Source organism: Pseudomonas sp. NPDC086251 (assembly GCF_044746405.1).
Taxonomy (GTDB): domain Bacteria; phylum Pseudomonadota; class Gammaproteobacteria; order Pseudomonadales; family Pseudomonadaceae; genus Aquipseudomonas.
Genome location: NZ_JBIVBY010000014.1, coordinates 80946 through 97669 on the forward strand (window position 1 = coordinate 80946; position 16724 = coordinate 97669).

Sequence of the window (16724 nt, forward strand, 5' to 3'; positions counted from 1 at the left end):
AGTCTCATGGTGGCCGCTCTGTTGCTGTCCGCAGCCTTCAACGTTCAAGCCGAGCGCCTGAAGGACATCGCCAGTATTTCCGGCGTGCGTTCCAACCAATTGATCGGCTACGGCCTGGTGGTCGGGCTTAACGGCACCGGTGACCAGACGACCCAGACGCCATTCACCCTGCAGACCTTCAACAACATGCTCTCGCAGTTCGGCATCAAGGTGCCGCCCGGTTCGGGCAACGTGCAGTTGAAGAACGTCGCGGCGGTGTCGATCAGTGCCGACTTGCCGGCGTTTGCCAAGCCAGGGCAACAGGTCGACATCACGGTTTCGTCCATCGGTAACTCCAAGAGTTTGCGCGGCGGTACGTTGCTGCTGACGCCGCTGAAAGGTATCGACGGCAACGTCTACGCAATCGCCCAGGGCAACCTGGTGGTCGGTGGTTTTGATGCTGAAGGTCGCGATGGTTCGAAGATCACCGTTAACGTGCCGTCGGCCGGTCGCATCCCTGGCGGTGCCTCGGTCGAGCGTTCGGTGCCGAGCGGTTTCAACCAGGGCAACAGCCTGACCCTGAACCTCAACCGTTCAGACTTCACCACCGCCAAGCGCATCGTCGACAAGATCAACAACATGCTCGGCCCTGGCGTGGCCCAGGCCATCGACGGCGGTTCGATTCGTGTCAGCGCGCCGCTGGACCCAAGCCAGCGGGTCGACTATTTGTCGATCCTGGAAAACCTTGAAGTCGATCCGGGTCAGGCGGTGGCGAAAGTCATCATCAACTCCCGCACCGGCACCATCGTGATTGGCCAGAACGTCAAGGTGTCCCCGGCCGCCGTGACCCACGGCAGCCTGACCGTGACCATCACCGAAGACCCGATCGTCAGCCAGCCCGGCCCTCTGTCCAATGGCCAGACGGCGGTCGTGCCACGCTCGCGGGTCAACGCCCAGCAGGAAGCCAAACCGATGTTCAAGTTCGGCCCCGGCACCACCCTCGACGAAATCGTCCGTGCGGTGAACCAGGTCGGCGCGGCACCCGGTGACTTGATGGCGATCCTCGAAGCATTGAAGCAGGCCGGCGCGTTGCAAGCCGACTTGATCGTGATCTGAGGACGGCCACCATGGATATGCGCAAGAGCGGTTTTGTCAGCAGTAGCGACTCGGGTTCCTATTCGGACCTGAACCGCCTGAACCAGCTCAAGGTCGGTGACAAGGACAGTGACGGCAACATGCGCAAAGTGGCGCAGGAGTTCGAGTCGCTGTTCCTCGGTGAAATGCTCAAGTCTATGCGCTCGGCGACCGACACGCTGGGCCAGGACAATCCGCTGAACACCCCGGCCGCCAAGCAGTACCAGGAAATGTACGACCAGCAGTTGGCCGTTTCCATGTCCCGCGAGGGCGGCGGTATTGGTCTGGCGGACGTGCTGATGCGGCAGATGTCGAAGAACAAACCCATGGCGCCGGGCGAGGCCGCTGCTGCGTCTGCCGCCAAGCAACTGGCCGCGAAAGCCGCCGTGGAAACGCCGATTGCCGCCGGTACCGTCGCCACCAATGGACCGCTGTCGCGCCTCAATGGCGAACGTCCGTTGTGGGCGTCGCGTTCGCTGAAGTCGCCGGCAGGCGCGGGCGAGGGTGCTCACCACAACGACATGGCGCTGATCAATCAACGGCGTCTGGCGCTGCCGCCGAAACTGGCCGACCGCTTGCTCGCCGGGCTGGTGCCATCGGCATCGACCACCGCCGCAACGGCAGCGACCAGCCCGAATAAAATCCAGGTGCCGTCGAGCACCAAGACCGGTTCCGGTCCCCTGTACAACGGCGATTGGCTGACCGCGCAAACGGATTCCACGTCCAGCGGGCGCCTGCAGATTTATGGCCGCGCCATGGCGCAGATTCCCTTGGCGCCGGCGAAAAAAGCTTTCAATTCCGCCGACGAATTCGTCAACACCATGCTGCCGATGGCCAAAGAGGCCGCCGAGCGCATCGGCGTCGATCCGCGTTACCTGGTGGCCCAGGCGGCCCTGGAAACCGGTTGGGGCAAATCGGTCATGCGTGCTCAGGATGGCAGCAGTAGCCACAACCTGTTTGGCATCAAGGCCGGCAGCAGTTGGACGGGCGAATCGGCACGGGCGATCACCAGCGAATTCAGGAATGGCGAGAAGGTCAAGGAGACGGCCGAGTTCCGTTCCTATGGCTCCTACAAGGACAGCTTCCATGACCTGGTGACGCTGCTGCAAACCAACAATCGCTATCAAGATGTCGTGAAGTCGGCCGATAACCCAGAACAGTTTGTGCGCGAGTTGCAAAAGGCCGGTTACGCAACCGACCCGCAGTACGCGAGCAAGATTTCGCAGATAGCCAAGCAGATGACGAGTTACCAGAACTACGCTGCGGCGGGCGCTACCACCACGCCTTTATAGGCATAAGCTATAAGGTCTGAACCATGAGTTTGCTCAATATCGGGATGTCGGGTCTGGCTGCTGGCCATTCTTCGTTGCTGACCACTGGCAACAACATTGCCAACGTCGACACCGCCGGGTACTCACGCCAACAAACTGTGCAGAGCACCAAAGCCTCCGGTCAGTATGGCAATGTGTTCATCGGCACCGGTACGACGCTGGCCGATGTGCGTCGGGTGTACAACAGCTACCTCGATGCGCAGTTGCAGACCACCACCTCGCTTAATGGTGATGCGCAGGCTTACCTGGGACAGGCCACGCAAGTGGACAAGCTGTTGTCCGACAGCGGCACGGGCATTACCAAAACCCTGCAGTCGTTTTTCTCGTCGTTGCAAACGCTGTCCGGCAACTCCAACGACACTGCTGCGCGTCAGGCGTTGTTGACCAATGCCCAAGCCTTGACCAGTCGTGTCAATGCCATTTCCCAGCAGTTGACGCAGCAGGGGACGTACATCAACGATCAGTTGGGCTCGATGGCCGATCAGGTCAATAAGCTGGCGGCGACCGTAGCGGCCTACAACCAGAAAATCAGTGAGGTCAGTGGTTCGGGTGGCCAACCCAACGACCTGCTGGACCAGCGTAACGAAACGGTTCGCCAGCTCTCCGAACTGGTCGGCGTGCAGGTCAGCGAAAACAACGGCAGCGTGGATATTTACCTGGGCAGCGGCCAGCCGCTGGTCATGGGTAACACCGTCAATACCTTGCGCATACAGACCGACAAGTCTGACCCTACCCGTTCCTCGATCATCCTCGATCGTGGCAGCTCGACGGTCGACATCACCTCCGCGGTCTCGGGTGGCGAGATGGGCGGCCTGTTGCGTTACCGCGACGACGTGCTGACACCCGCCGTCAACGGACTGGGTCGCATCGCCATGGTGGTAGCCGATCAGGTCAACAAACAGCAAGGGCAGGGCGTCGATCAGAACGGCAACTTCGGCTCGGGGCTGTTTAACGATATCAACAGTGCGGCGGCCATCAGCCAGCGCAGCATCGCCAATGGCAACAACAACCCGGCGTCCGGCAACCTCAATGTCACCATCAATGACACCAGCAAACTGGCGGTCAGCGATTACCAGGTGACCTTCACCAGCGCCACGGGTTACAGCGTGCGTCGTTTGTCGGACAACACCGACATGGGCAGTTTCACCCTCGGCGCGAGCCCGGCACCGGTCATCGACGGTTTCAGCCTGAGCCTCAATGCTGGCCCGGTGAATACCGGCGACACCTTCAAAATAACCCCGACGCGCAGTGCGGCGGCGGACATGACCACCATCATGACCGACGTCAAACGCCTGGCCACCGCCGCGCCGCTGACGTCCACCAAGGCTTCCGGTAACGACGGCACCGGCGCCGTCAGCCAGCCGACCCTGAGCACTGCGCTGGACATCTACGACCCTGTCCAGCGTCAGGACATGCAGACGGCGGTCAAGGCCGCCATGCCGGTTCGCTTGCTCATGACCAGCAGCACGGCGTACGAAGTGTTTGATGCCAAGGGCAACAGCATGGGGACCGGCAGCATCGTGCCCGGTCAGAATAATGATCTGAACATTGCGGTGCCTTACACCGACTCATTGGGTGTCGCGAAAACCTTCAATGTCGCGATGACCCTCAGCGGCAGTCCCGAGAAGGACGACAGTTTCAATATTTCGCTGACGGCGCCCGGCAGCACCGACAACCGCAACGCCCAGGCATTGCTCGGCCTGCAAACCAAAGCCACGGTCGGTGCCAATTCCACCAGCCCGGGCGTGAGTTTTACCGATGCCTACGGTGGTCTGGTTTCGTCGGTCGGTTCCAAGACCAAACAAGGTCAACTCGATGCCACGGCCACTGACACCATCCTGAGCCAGGCGCGCAACTCTCGCGACTCGCTGTCGGGTGTCGACCTCGATGAAGAGACCGGCAACCTGATCAAATACCAGCAGTACTACTCGGCTTCTTCGCAGATCATCAAGACTGCGCAGGAAATTTTCAGCACCCTGATCAACGCCCTATAAGGAGCCGTAAAACATGCGTATTTCTACTGCACAGTACTATGCGACCACGGCTGCCAACTATCAGCGCAACTTCAACAACGCGATCAAGACGGCCGAGCAGGCCAGCAGCGGCGTGAAGCTTGAGACCGCGGCGGATGATCCGGTCGGCGCGGCCCGCCTGCTGCAACTCGATCAGCAAAAAGCCATGTTGGGTCAGTACACCACCAACATCAGCGCGTTGAACACCGCGCAGGCGCAAGAAGAAAGCGTGCTCGACAGCATCAACAACGTGCTGCAGAAAGTCAGCGAGTTGGCGGTGCGCGCCGGTGGCGGTTCGTTGAACGATGACGACCGCAAATCCATCGCGGCCGAACTCGGCCAGGCTGAAGAGCAATTGCTGAGCTTGATGAACAGCAAGGACGCCAACGGCAAGTACATGTTTTCCGGCGCCAGCAACAACACTCAACCTTTTGCGCGCAATAGCGACGGCACCTACAGCTATCAGGGCGACCAGACCCAGTTGCAATTGAAGATCGGTGACTCGATGTCGCTGGGGCTCAATGACACCGGTTGGGATGTGTTCCAGCAGGCGATCAACGCCGCCCGAAGCTCGACCACGATGACCGCCCCTGCGGTCAATGACGGGCGAGTGGCCCTGTCGCCAGGCCTGGTGAATTCCGGTCCGGCGTTCGATGCGAATTTCCGCAGCGGTCAGCCGTATACCCTGGCGTTCACCAGCAGCACGCAGTTTTCGATCACTGATGCCTTGGGCAATGACGTGACCGCCGAGGCGAGTCAGGGCGGTGTGTTCGACCCGAATGCCAAGGGTGGCTCCGACGTCAATTTCCGTGGCGTGACCTTCAAACTGGACATCACCTTCCAGGCCGGCGACAACGCCACCAACGCCGACGCCGTCATCGCCGGGCACAGTTTCCAGTTGGCGGCCAAACCGGACAGCTTCGTCAGTAACCGTGCGCCGAGCAATGCCTCGACCACGTTAGTGAGCCAGTCTTCGGTGACCAACGCGGCTGACTACAAGAGCTTCTTCCCTGAGGGCGGGGCGGTTCTGAAGTTCACCAGCCCGACGACGTTCGACCTGTACGCACGTCCGTTGACCAGCAGCAGTACGCCGGTATCGTCCGGCACTGTAGCGGCGGGTGTGGCGACAGCGGCCGGTGTCAGCTTTACCCTCAGTGGCGGCGCACCCGCGACGGGTGATCAGTTCGACATCGCGGTCAATACACACCAGACCCAGAACGTGCTCGATACCATCAGTCAACTGCGTCAGGCACTCAACTCGCCGACCCAGGGCAACCCGACCGCCCAGCGTTTTCTGGAAGACACCGTGGCGTCGGCGATTGCCAACCTCGGTAATGCCAAGAACCAGGTCGACCTGGCTCGTGGCGCCATTGGTGCGCGCGGTAACGTGATGGACATGCAGGCCGATCAGAACCAGAGTACGGGCCTGATCAACGAAGCGACGGGTAACTCGATCAAGAACACCGATCCCGCGGAAGTATTGACGCGTCTGACCTTGCAGCAAACCATGCTGCAAGCGGCGCAACTTGCGTTCTCGAAGATTTCCCAGTTGGGCCTGTTCAACAAGCTTTGAGTCGGTCTTGACCGCTCGCGGCCAGTCCCTGTCATAAGGGGCTGGCTTTTTTTTTGCATCTTTTTTGATGACGATGGGGTGGATCGGGACTGTGTCAGTGCCACAAAATCAAATAAAGCACTGATCTCTGAGTGACCCGCCAGTCAAAACGCGCATCTTCACTGTATCCTGTCTGCGGGCGGTGAAGGTGGGGGGCTGTTCAAGGTGAGCCTTGAGTCCCGACGTTGCCTCCTCTGGGGGCCAGGCCCTGACTGTAGACGCCCTCGATTCAGCGAGTGGCGATATTCAGCTGTTTATTATTGGGAAGCCATAATGATTGGCATAAAAAACATAGCGAGTTACGTGCCGGCAGCCGGGGTTGACAACTACGCCCAGGGTGCAAAGTTCGACAAGGACGAAACCTTCATTCTTGGCAAGATCGGTTCGGCGTTTCTGCCGCGCAAGGATGCCGATCAGGAAACTTCAGACCTGTGCGTCGAAGCAGTCAATGCACTGTTCGCCGCCAGCCCCGAACTCAAGCGTGAATCCATTGATTGCTTGATCGTCGTCACCCAGAACGGCGATGAAGAAGGGCTGCCGCACACCTCGGCGATCGTCCAGGACAAACTGGGCCTGCCGACTCATGTGGCTGCTTTCGATATCTCCCTGGGCTGTTCCGGCTACGTCTACGGCATCTATGCCCTCAAGGGGTTCATGGAAGCGACGGGGCTGAAAAACGGCCTGCTGATCACGGCTGATCCGTACTCGAAGATCGTCGACCCGGAAGACCGCAACACCACCATGCTGTTCGGTGATGCCGCCACCGCGACCTGGATGGGCGAAAACGCCGTCTGGCAGCTGGGCAAGTCAAAGTTCGGCACCGACGGTTCTGGTGCGCCGCACTTGAAGGTCAGCGACGGTGTGTTCTTCATGAATGGCCGTCAGGTCTTCAACTTCGCGTTGCTGAAAGTCCCGGCGCATTTGCACGAGCTGCTGGATGAGTCGAATTTGCAGGCGGGCGATATCGATGCCTTCTGCATTCACCAGGGCAGCGCGGCGATTGTCGATGCCGTGGCGCGCCGCTTCGAAGAAGGTGAGCCGGAGAAGTTCGTCAAGGACATGCTCGAAACCGGTAACACGGTGTCTTCGAGTATTCCGCTGCTGTTGCAGAACCACGTGTTCGATTCCAAGTGGACGCGTGTGGCCATCAGCGGTTTCGGCGTAGGCCTGTCGTGGGGCTCGGCGATTCTCTTCCGCGGCTGATCGGCTGTGCAGCAATAGACGCAATAAAAAACGCCCGGGACGCAAGTTCCCGGGCGTTTTGCGTTTTACTGGCGCCGAATTTCTGGCTCCAAGGCCTTGAAACTAAAGGGCTGGCAAGCTGCCACTAAAAATTTGCAAAAAACCCCTCAAGCAAAGCCTCTTCACGACGATAACTATTACGTAGGTTCTCTAGGCCACACCCGACGGATGTCAGGGCCGGAAGCCGCAGTATCCATCCAACGAGGATTTCGTCATGGCTTTAACAGTAAACACCAACCTTGCATCGTTGACCGTTCAGAACAACCTGAACAAAGCTTCTACCAATCTGCAAACTTCGATGCAACGTCTGTCTTCCGGCCTGCGTATCAACAGCGCTAAAGACGATGCGGCCGGCCTGCAAATTTCCAACCGTCTGACCAGCCAGATCAACGGCCTGGGCACTGCCATCAAGAACGCCGGTGACGGCATCTCCATCGCGCAAACAGCTGAAGGCGCGATGCAGGAATCCACCAACATCCTGCAGAAAATGCGTACCCTGGCCCTGGCTTCCGCGAACGGTTCGCCAAGCGCCGAAGACCGTAAGTCGAACAACGCCGAGTACTCGGCTCTGACTTCCGAGCTGTCGCGTATCGCCAGCACCACTACTTTCGGTGGTCGTAACCTGCTGGACGGTTCTTTCGGTACTACCGCTTTCCAGGTCGGCGCTAACGCCAACCAGACCATCAACATGACGCTGGGCGACGTATCGGCTAACAACATCGGCTCCCAGCAGCTGAAAAGCGTGGCCATCGCGCCAAGCCTGGCCGGTGTGACCGGTGGTGCAATCGCTGTGACCGGTGGCGGCCAAACCGCTAACATCACCACCGTCAACGGTCAGTCTGCCAAAACGACTGCTTCCCAGCTGAACGGCGTTATCGGCGGCCTGTCGGCTACTGCCAGCACTGAAGCCAAGTTCACTGTCAACACTGCTGCGATCACCGGTGCTCTGCCAGGTACCGCGAACTTCACCATCAAGGTAGGTGCTGGTGCCGCTGTCAACATGGTCGGCGTAACCGACACTGCTGGCCTGGCTGACCAACTGAAGTCCAACGCTGCCAAGCTGGGCATCAGCGTTAACTTCAACGCCACCACCAACAGCCTGGAAGTCAAATCCGACACCGGCGAAAACATCATCCTGAACGCTGGTGACGCCAGTGCCATTGCCGGTATCTCGGTTCAGGCCAAAGACGGTTCCGGTAACTACGGCGCTGGCGTTGCTGCCGCTGCCACCGCAGTCCAGGTCACTGGCGCAGTGTCCCTGAACTCCACCACTAGCTACTCGATGAACGGCGCTGGCGCAACTGGCCTGTTCGTAGCTGCCGGTACTACCGTCAGCTCGGCTAAAACCGTGGTCAGCAACACTGACGTGACCACTGCTGCCAACGCACAGAACGCTGTTGACGTGATCTCGCAAGCGATCGCCAACATCGACTCCCAGCGTGCTGACCTCGGTGCCGTACAAAACCGTTTCGACAGCACCGTGTCGAACCTGCGCAGCATCTCGGACAACTCCACTGCTGCTCGTGGCGTGATCCAGGACGTCGACTTCGCTGCTGAAACTGCTCAGCTGACCAAGCAACAAACCCTGCAACAGGCTTCCACCGCGATCCTGTCCCAGGCTAACCAGCTGCCATCCGCTGTACTGAAGCTGCTTCAGTAATAACAGCGCTTGGTGATTGACGGAAGGGCGCGTTTACGTGCCCTTTCGTCTTTTCCGTGATGAGGAGATTTAGCATGGACATGAGCGTCAAGTTGAACCTGTCTTATCCAGCCGTTGCCCCTCAGGCAACGCCGACCGTCGCAGCCAAACAGGAACAGCCCAAGGCTGAGCCCGTCGCGAAATCGGGCGACGAGCCCAAGCGTGACGACCTGGAAAAAGCCGTGACCGATATTCGGGAATTTGTCCAGGCTGCTCAACGCAAGCTGGATTTTACGATTGATGATTCCACCGGCCGGGTCGTGGTCAAGGTCATCGCCACCGAAACCGGTGACGTGATTCGCCAGATCCCTTCGGAAACTGCATTGAAGCTTGCACAGAGCCTGACAGACGCCAGCAGCTTGCTGTTTGACGCCAAGGCCTGAGCTGGCATGAATTTTGTTGCTGTCGTTGGCTAGGGCGCTCTTAGTCAAGAAAACGACAGCCACCGGATAAGGAGAGAGATGATGGCGGGTTCAACGGTTAGCGGTATTGGTTCGAACATCGATACCCAGGCGATCGTGAAGTCTTTGGTGGATTCCGAAAGGGCGCCGAAGCAGACACAGATCAACAGCCAGACGCTGAAAGCGACGACCTCGCTATCGTCGATCGGTAAGATCCAGGCCGCACTGGACGCCTTCCGGGGTGCGCTGGACAACATGAAGACGACCGCCAGCTTCAATGGCCTGACCGGTTCGTCCTCCGATGAAAAAGTCGCCACGGTCACCACCGGTAATGGCGCGGCGGCCGGGAGTTTCTCGCTGGTGGTCAATCAGTTGGCCACGGCGTCGAAGATCTCATCCAAGGTTTACGCGGGTGGCGCTTCGACGGTGATCAACGCCGGCTCGGTGCCGACCACGCTGAGCATCAAGCAGGGCAGCAACACGTTTGACGTGAGCATTCCTGCCGGCTCGACGCTGCAGCAGGTTCGCGACTCGATCAACTCGCAGTACGCGAACCAGGGCTTGAGTGCCAACATCCTGACCGACGCCAGCGGCTCTCGATTGGTGATGACGTCGACCACCACCGGTGTCGGATCGGACCTGACCTTGACGGGCAACTCGGGCCTGGAAACCGGTACCTCGGTTCTTGCCGCGCCGCAGAACGCCAAGTACACACTGGATGGCTTGGTCATGGAATCCAAGACCAACACCATTGCCGACGCCGTGAGCGGGGTTACCGTCAAGCTGACGGGCGTTTCTCCAACCGCGGCCGGTGCTTCTGCGCCGACCGCGAGCACCATCACCGTCGCCGCCAGCAGCTCAACGCTGAAGTCCTCGGTCAAAGGCTTTGTCGACACCTACAACGCGTTGATCAAGGCGGCCAACGCCGAGACCCAGGTCACCACCAACGCCGATGGTTCGGTCACCTCCGGCGCCCTGACGGGCGACGCCTCGCTGCGTTCACTGTTGAATTCGGTACGCACCGAACTGAACTCGATGTCGGGCACCGGCCAGATGAAGGCGTTGTCCCAGTTTGGCGTTCAGACAGATCAGAAAACCGGCACCCTGACCATCGACGACAAGCAGTGGGATGCGGCGGTGCTGACCAATGCCGCCGACATCAACGCTATCTTCACCGGCGATACCGGTTTGCTGGCGCGAATGAAAACCGCGACTGACAGCTTCGCCCTGAGCAAGACCGGTGTTTTTGCCGCGCGCTCGGCCAGCCTGAGCGACAGCCTGACCGACTTGAAAAAGCAGCAGGACACCCTTGATTCGCGGATGGCCAGCCTGCAATTGAGCCTGACGGCCAAGTACACCGCCATGGACTCCCTGGTGGCCAGGCTGCGGGCGCAGAGCGACAGCATCATGACCACGCTCAATGCGCTGAACAATCCGAAGTCCGACTGATCCGGATCAGGCATAAAAAAACCCAGGCCGGCTGTAAAAACAGCGCCTGGGTTTTTTCTTTGGTCGCGGGTCGCGATTAAAGTTTTATGCCGACCCGTCGACATAATGATCAGAGCAAACCTATTTTCATTTGTTGTCTGTCACGAGGTAGAAACATGAATCCCATGAGAGCCCTTCGCCAGTACCAGAAGGTCAATTCCCATGCTCAGATCTCTGAAGCCAATCCCCATCGCCTGGTTCAGTTGCTGATGGAGGGTGGGTTGGACCGCATGGCTCAAGCCAAGGGCGCAATGGAGCGGGGTGACATCGCACTCAAGGGATTGATGCTCGGCAAGGCCGTTGACATCATCATCGGCCTGCGTGACGGTCTGAACCCCGAGAAGACCGAGGACCCGGCGTCGCTCCAGCAGCTCGACAACTTGTACGCCTACATGATGACGCGTTTGATGGAAGCCAACCGCAACAACGATGCAGCGATCATCGACGAAGTATCGGGTTTGCTCGATACCCTGAAAAGCGGTTGGGATGCAATTGCAAATCAATAGGCCTGTGGGCCTGAGGATAGCGCCATGAGTCAAGCACTGCAGCGGATAGAACAAACCCGTGAAGCCCTGGTGGACGCCCTGGCGGCGCGAAACTGGGATGCGATCGGCGAACTGGATGTGGCCTGTCGCGAATGCGTCGATGAGGTGCTGAGCGAAGCGCCGATCGATGAAGAAGCGTTACGGACCAATCTGGAAAGGCTGCTGGCGGTGTACAAGGATTTGCTGACGGCGACGATGGGGGAGCGCCAGGCGATAGTCGACGAGATGTCGCAGATCAACCATGCGCAGAACGCGGCAAAGGTTTACCATCTGTTTGGTTAGTTAACCCTCAGTTAATCCAAACATAGTGCGCCATAAATTTGACTGTGCACGGTTTTTTGACTTAACTAGTGGCTGGTTCCAGATTTCAGGCGTCTACAGGCTTAACATGCCTGCAAGCGTCTAGCTTGCCCCCTCATTTTGGGCATTGAGTTGACTAGGGAAGTTGCTATTGCATGTGGCGTGAAACCAAAATTCTGCTGATTGATGACGATAGCGTCCGCCGCCGCGACCTGGCGGTGATTTTAAATTTTCTTGGTGAAGAAAATTTACCCTGCGGAAGCCATGACTGGCAGCAGGCTGTCGGCTCTTTGTCATCAAGTCGTGAAGTGATCTGTGTCCTGATCGGGACGGTCAATGCTTCTGGCGCACTTCCGGGCTTGTTAAAGACACTCTCAACCTGGGATGAGTTCCTTCCGGTTTTGTTAATGGGCGATAATTCTTCCGTTGACTTGCCTGAAGACCAGCGTCGGCGAGTGCTTTCGACCCTTGAAATGCCACCCAGCTACAGCAAATTGCTCGACTCCCTGCACCGTGCCCAGGTCTATCGCGAGATGTACGACCAGGCGCGTGAGCGCGGGCGTCATCGCGAACCCAATCTTTTCCGCAGCCTTGTCGGCACCAGCCGGGCGATTCAACACGTCCGCCAGATGATGCAGCAAGTGGCCGACACCGACGCCAGCGTGCTGATCCTCGGTGAGTCCGGTACCGGCAAGGAAGTGGTCGCGCGCAATCTGCACTATCACTCCAAGCGTCGTGATGCGCCGTTCGTACCGGTCAACTGTGGCGCGATTCCGGCCGAGTTGCTGGAAAGCGAATTGTTCGGCCACGAGAAGGGCGCCTTCACCGGGGCGATCACCAGCCGTGCCGGGCGTTTCGAACTGGCCAACGGCGGCACGCTGTTCCTCGACGAAATCGGCGACATGCCGCTGCCGATGCAGGTCAAGCTGCTGCGCGTGTTGCAGGAGCGCACCTTCGAGCGCGTGGGCAGCAACAAGACCCAGAGTGTCGACGTGCGCATCATCGCGGCGACCCACAAGAATCTCGAAAGCATGATCGAGATCGGCACCTTCCGCGAAGACTTGTACTACCGCCTGAACGTGTTCCCGATCGAGATGGCGCCACTGCGCGAACGCGTCGAAGACATCCCGCTGCTGATGAACGAGTTGATCTCGCGCATGGAGCACGAGAAGCGGGGTTCGATCCGTTTCAACTCGGCAGCGATCATGTCGCTGTGCCGTCACGGCTGGCCGGGCAACGTCCGCGAGCTGGCCAACCTGGTGGAGCGCATGGCGATCATGCATCCGTACGGGGTGATCGGCGTGGTCGAGTTGCCGAAGAAATTCCGCTACGTCGACGACGAAGACGAGCAGATGGTCGACAGCCTGCGCAGCGACCTCGAAGAACGGGTGGCCATCAACGGTCATACCCCGGACTTCACGGCCAACGCCCTGCTGCCGCCGGAAGGCCTGGACCTGAAGGACTACCTCGGCGGTCTGGAACAAGGGTTGATTCAGCAGGCGCTGGATGATGCCAATGGCATCGTTGCGCGCGCGGCAGAACGGTTGCGTATTCGTCGCACCACCCTGGTGGAAAAAATGCGCAAGTACGGCATGAGTCGTCGTGACGGTGATGAACAGGCGGATGATTGACGCCTGTTTTTCAAGTCCTTCATTTATAGGTAGTTTTTTTTAGGCACGGGTATTGCTACATCCCTCGCAACGTTCCGTTTAACTGACGGTCAGCCAAGCGAGTGAGCACGATGCCCCAAGCCGCCCAGATGTTTTCTGTCCCTGACGCATCGGGGCAACCGTCGTCCGTAGAACAGGCAAGCCGGCTTGGCCTCGAGCAGGCATTTGCCCAGTTCAATCAGATGTCGAGCCAACTGACCGACTCCTACAGCATGCTCGAAGCCCGGGTCACCGAGCTCAAGGGTGAGCTGGCGGTGGTCAGCGCTCAGCGCATGCAGGAACTGGCGGAAAAAGAACGCCTGGCCAACCGCCTGCAAAACCTCCTCGATCTGTTGCCCGGTGGCGTCATCGTCATTGATGCCCAAGGCATCGTGCGCGAAGCCAACCCCGCTGCTTGCGAGCTGCTCGGCCTGCCCCTCGAAGGTGAACTGTGGCGCCAGGTGATTGCCCGCTGCTTTGCGCCTCGCGAAGACGACGGTCATGAAATCTCCCTCAAGGACGGTCGGCGACTGTCGATCTCCACGCGCTCGCTGGATGCCGAGCCCGGCCAGTTGGTGTTGCTCAACGACCTGACTGAAACCCGCCATCTGCAAGATCAACTGGCCCGCCACGAACGCCTGTCGTCCCTCGGGCGCATGGTGGCGTCGCTGGCCCATCAGATTCGTACACCCTTGTCCGCCGCGTTGCTCTACGCCAGTCATTTGACTGAGCAGGAATTGCCCGTCGAGACCCAGCAGCGTTTTGCCGGTCGCTTGAAAGAGCGTCTGCATGAGCTGGAGCATCAGGTGCGCGACATGCTGGTGTTCGCGCGCGGCGAGCTGCCGCTGACCGATCGTCTCACACCAAAAATATTGATGCAGTCGCTGCAAGCGGCGGCGCTGACTCATGTGCAGGGTCTACCGATTCGTTGGCAGTGCGACAGTCATTCCGGTGAGTTGCTGTGCAATCGCGACACGCTGGTCGGGGCGATCCTCAACCTGATCGAAAACGCCATCCAGGCCAGTGCCGGTGATGTGCGTTTGAAGGTCCATCTCTATACCCGCGGCAATACGCTGCGCCTGAGTGTCAGCGACAGCGGCAGTGGCATCGACGCCAACGTGCTGGCGCGTTTGGGCGAGCCGTTTTTTACCACCAAAACCACTGGGACCGGCCTCGGCCTGACCGTGGTCAAGGCTGTGGCCCGTGCTCATCAGGGCGAATTGCAACTGCGCTCGCGGCTGGGTCGCGGCACCTGCGCGCAGGTCATCCTGCCGCTTTTTTGCGATGAAAAAGCCAGCGCTCAGGGAGCGGAGTGAAGGACATGGGAATCAAGGTTTTACTGGTCGAGGACGACCGCGCGCTGAGGGAGGCATTGGCCGATACGCTGTTGCTCGCCGGGCACGATTACAAGGCTGTCGGTTCGGCCGAAGAAGCGCTGACGGCAGTCAGTGTCGAGGCGTTCAATCTGGTGCTGAGTGACGTCAACATGCCGGGCATGGACGGGCATCAATTGCTAAGTCTGCTGCGTGCGCGTCAGCCGCAATTGCCGGTGTTGTTGATGACCGCTCACGGCGCCGTCGAGCGTGCGGTCGATGCCATGCGCCATGGCGCGGCGGATTATCTGGTCAAGCCGTTCGAGCCCAAGGCGTTGCTCGATCTGGTGGCGCGTCATGCGCTGGGCAGTCTGGGCGCGATCGAGCACGAAGGCCCGGTGGCGTTCGAGCCGGCCAGTGCGCAACTGCTGGAATTGGCCGCGCGGGTCGCGCGCAGTGATTCCACGGTGTTGATCTCGGGTGAATCCGGGACCGGTAAAGAAGTGCTGGCGCGCTACATCCATCAGCATTCGCATCGCGCCAGTCAGCCGTTCATTGCGATCAACTGCGCAGCCATCCCCGACAACATGCTCGAAGCCACATTGTTCGGGCACGAGAAGGGCTCGTTCACCGGCGCCATCGCGGCGCAGGCGGGCAAGTTCGAACAGGCTGACGGCGGGACCATCCTGCTCGACGAAATTTCCGAAATGCCCTTGGGGCTCCAGGCCAAACTGCTGCGCGTGTTGCAGGAGCGCGAAGTCGAGCGAGTCGGGGCACGCAAGCCGATCGCGCTGGACATTCGCGTCGTTGCGACCACCAACCGCGACCTGGCCGGGGAAGTCGCGGCGGGGCGTTTTCGCGAAGATCTTTACTATCGCCTGTCGGTGTTTCCGCTGGCCTGGCGTCCGTTGCGCGAGCGTACCGCCGACATCCTGCCGCTGGCCGAGCGACTGCTGGCCAAACACGTCAATAAAATGAAGCATGCCGCGGCAAAGCTGTCGCCCGAGGCTCAGGCGTGCCTGATCGGTTACCCATGGCCGGGTAATGTCCGCGAGCTGGATAACGCGATTCAGCGTGCGCTGATTCTCCAGCAGGGCGGTTTGATTCAGCCACAGGATTTTTGCCTGAGTGGGCCGGTCGCCTGTGCGCCGTTGCCGGTATTGGCGTCGCCGCCGGCGCGCGCCGTGGAAGTGGAATCGGAGTCGGGTGGAGCGCTGGGCGATGACCTGCGCCGGCGTGAATTCCAGATGATCATCGACACCTTGCGTGCCGAGCGCGGCCGTCGCAAAGAGGCCGCCGAGCGCCTGGGCATCAGCCCGCGCACCCTGCGCTACAAGCTCGCGCAGATGCGTGACGCCGGAATGGACGTGGAAGCCTATTTGTTCGCCACCTGATTCCATTTTGTAGCAGCTGCCGAAGGCTGTGTTCGGCTGCGCAGCAGTCGTAAAACCTGAACACTCGGTCTTTCTGAAACACCGCGTGGACTGATTTCACGACTGCTGCGCAGCCGAACGCAGGCTTCGCCAGCTGCTACGGATTGCGTTCGGCTTCTAGGGGTGGGCTTTTGTTTAGAGCGGCCGCCGAGCTGGCACCCTTGTTGCTAACACCTCTCTACCCGCCGAGTGAGTGTCAAAAAATTGCGGGTCGCCAACGACGTAGCTCGTCATAGAGAGAAACCATGAGCCAAGGTATTGAATTCAATCGCTTGATGCTGGACATGCGCTCCATGCAAATGGATGCCATGTCTGCGTCGAAATCGACTGCCGCCGTCCCTCAACTGGCGGGCAACAGCTTTTCCGACATGCTCGGTCAGGCCGTCAATAAAGTGAACGACACCCAGCAGGCTGCGGGTCAGTTGGCCACGGCTTTCGAGATCGGCAAGAGCGGCGTCGACCTGACGGACGTGATGGTTTCCTCGCAGAAGGCCAGCGTGTCTTTCCAGGCGTTGACCCAAGTGCGTAACAAGTTGGTTCAGGCCTACCAAGACATCATGCAGATGCCGGTTTAAGGACGAGATTG

14 protein-coding genes are annotated in these 16724 nt (G+C 59.5%); all 14 read left to right on the forward strand.

Annotation, left to right across the window (positions count from 1 at the left end):
* Positions 1–6 precede the first annotated feature (6 nt).
* The 14 genes from ACIPL2_RS18065 to fliE all read left to right on the forward strand — a co-directional run bounded on the left by ACIPL2_RS18065 (position 7) and on the right by fliE (position 16713).
* The gene (locus tag ACIPL2_RS18065; RefSeq protein WP_401358441.1) at positions 7–1095 is read left to right on the forward strand and encodes a flagellar basal body P-ring protein FlgI; all 1089 of its coding nucleotides are present in this window, start codon (positions 7–9) and stop codon (positions 1093–1095) included.
* Between the two features lie 11 nt (positions 1096–1106).
* Positions 1107–2405: a flagellar assembly peptidoglycan hydrolase FlgJ gene (flgJ, locus tag ACIPL2_RS18070; RefSeq protein ID WP_401358315.1), complete on the forward strand. Its 1299-nt coding sequence runs from the start codon at positions 1107–1109 to the stop codon at positions 2403–2405.
* Positions 2406–2428: 23 nt separating this feature from the next.
* Positions 2429–4438 carry a flagellar hook-associated protein FlgK gene (gene flgK / locus ACIPL2_RS18075; RefSeq protein ID WP_401358316.1) on the forward strand — a complete coding sequence of 670 codons (2010 nt, stop codon included), beginning with the start codon at positions 2429–2431 and terminating at the stop codon, positions 4436–4438.
* A 13-nt stretch (positions 4439–4451) separates the two neighbouring features.
* Complete coding sequence (locus tag ACIPL2_RS18080; protein ID WP_401358318.1) at positions 4452–6029, forward strand: flagellar hook-associated protein 3; 1578 nt, start codon at positions 4452–4454, stop codon at positions 6027–6029.
* 312 nt (positions 6030–6341) lie between these two features.
* Positions 6342–7271: a ketoacyl-ACP synthase III gene (locus tag ACIPL2_RS18085; protein WP_401358319.1), complete on the forward strand. Its 930-nt coding sequence runs from the start codon at positions 6342–6344 to the stop codon at positions 7269–7271.
* Between the two features lie 253 nt (positions 7272–7524).
* Entirely contained in the window at positions 7525–8970 is a 1446-nt protein-coding gene (locus ACIPL2_RS18090) for a flagellin (RefSeq protein ID WP_401358320.1), read from the forward strand.
* Positions 8971–9044: 74 nt separating this feature from the next.
* Complete coding sequence (locus ACIPL2_RS18095) at positions 9045–9392, forward strand: flagellar protein FlaG (protein ID WP_401358321.1); 348 nt, start codon at positions 9045–9047, stop codon at positions 9390–9392.
* Between the two features lie 81 nt (positions 9393–9473).
* Positions 9474–10859: a flagellar filament capping protein FliD gene (gene fliD / locus ACIPL2_RS18100; protein WP_401358323.1), complete on the forward strand. Its 1386-nt coding sequence runs from the start codon at positions 9474–9476 to the stop codon at positions 10857–10859.
* A 155-nt stretch (positions 10860–11014) separates the two neighbouring features.
* Positions 11015–11404 carry a flagellar export chaperone FliS gene (fliS, locus tag ACIPL2_RS18105; RefSeq protein ID WP_033055968.1) on the forward strand — a complete coding sequence of 130 codons (390 nt, stop codon included), beginning with the start codon at positions 11015–11017 and terminating at the stop codon, positions 11402–11404.
* A 24-nt stretch (positions 11405–11428) separates the two neighbouring features.
* On the forward strand, positions 11429–11725 hold the full coding sequence (fliT, locus tag ACIPL2_RS18110) for a flagellar protein FliT (RefSeq protein WP_401358324.1): 297 nt from the start codon (positions 11429–11431) through the stop codon (positions 11723–11725).
* A 173-nt stretch (positions 11726–11898) separates the two neighbouring features.
* Positions 11899–13374: a sigma-54 dependent transcriptional regulator gene (locus ACIPL2_RS18115; protein WP_401358325.1), complete on the forward strand. Its 1476-nt coding sequence runs from the start codon at positions 11899–11901 to the stop codon at positions 13372–13374.
* Positions 13375–13502: 128 nt separating this feature from the next.
* Positions 13503–14708, forward strand: a complete 1206-nt coding sequence (locus ACIPL2_RS18120) for a sensor histidine kinase (protein ID WP_401358442.1) — start codon at positions 13503–13505, stop codon at positions 14706–14708.
* 5 nt (positions 14709–14713) lie between these two features.
* Complete coding sequence (locus tag ACIPL2_RS18125) at positions 14714–16099, forward strand: sigma-54-dependent transcriptional regulator (RefSeq protein ID WP_401358326.1); 1386 nt, start codon at positions 14714–14716, stop codon at positions 16097–16099.
* Positions 16100–16383: 284 nt separating this feature from the next.
* Positions 16384–16713 (forward strand): flagellar hook-basal body complex protein FliE, encoded by a 330-nt coding sequence (fliE, locus tag ACIPL2_RS18130; RefSeq protein ID WP_401358327.1) that lies wholly within the window; start codon positions 16384–16386, stop codon positions 16711–16713.
* The last annotated feature ends 11 nt before the right edge of the window (positions 16714–16724 follow it).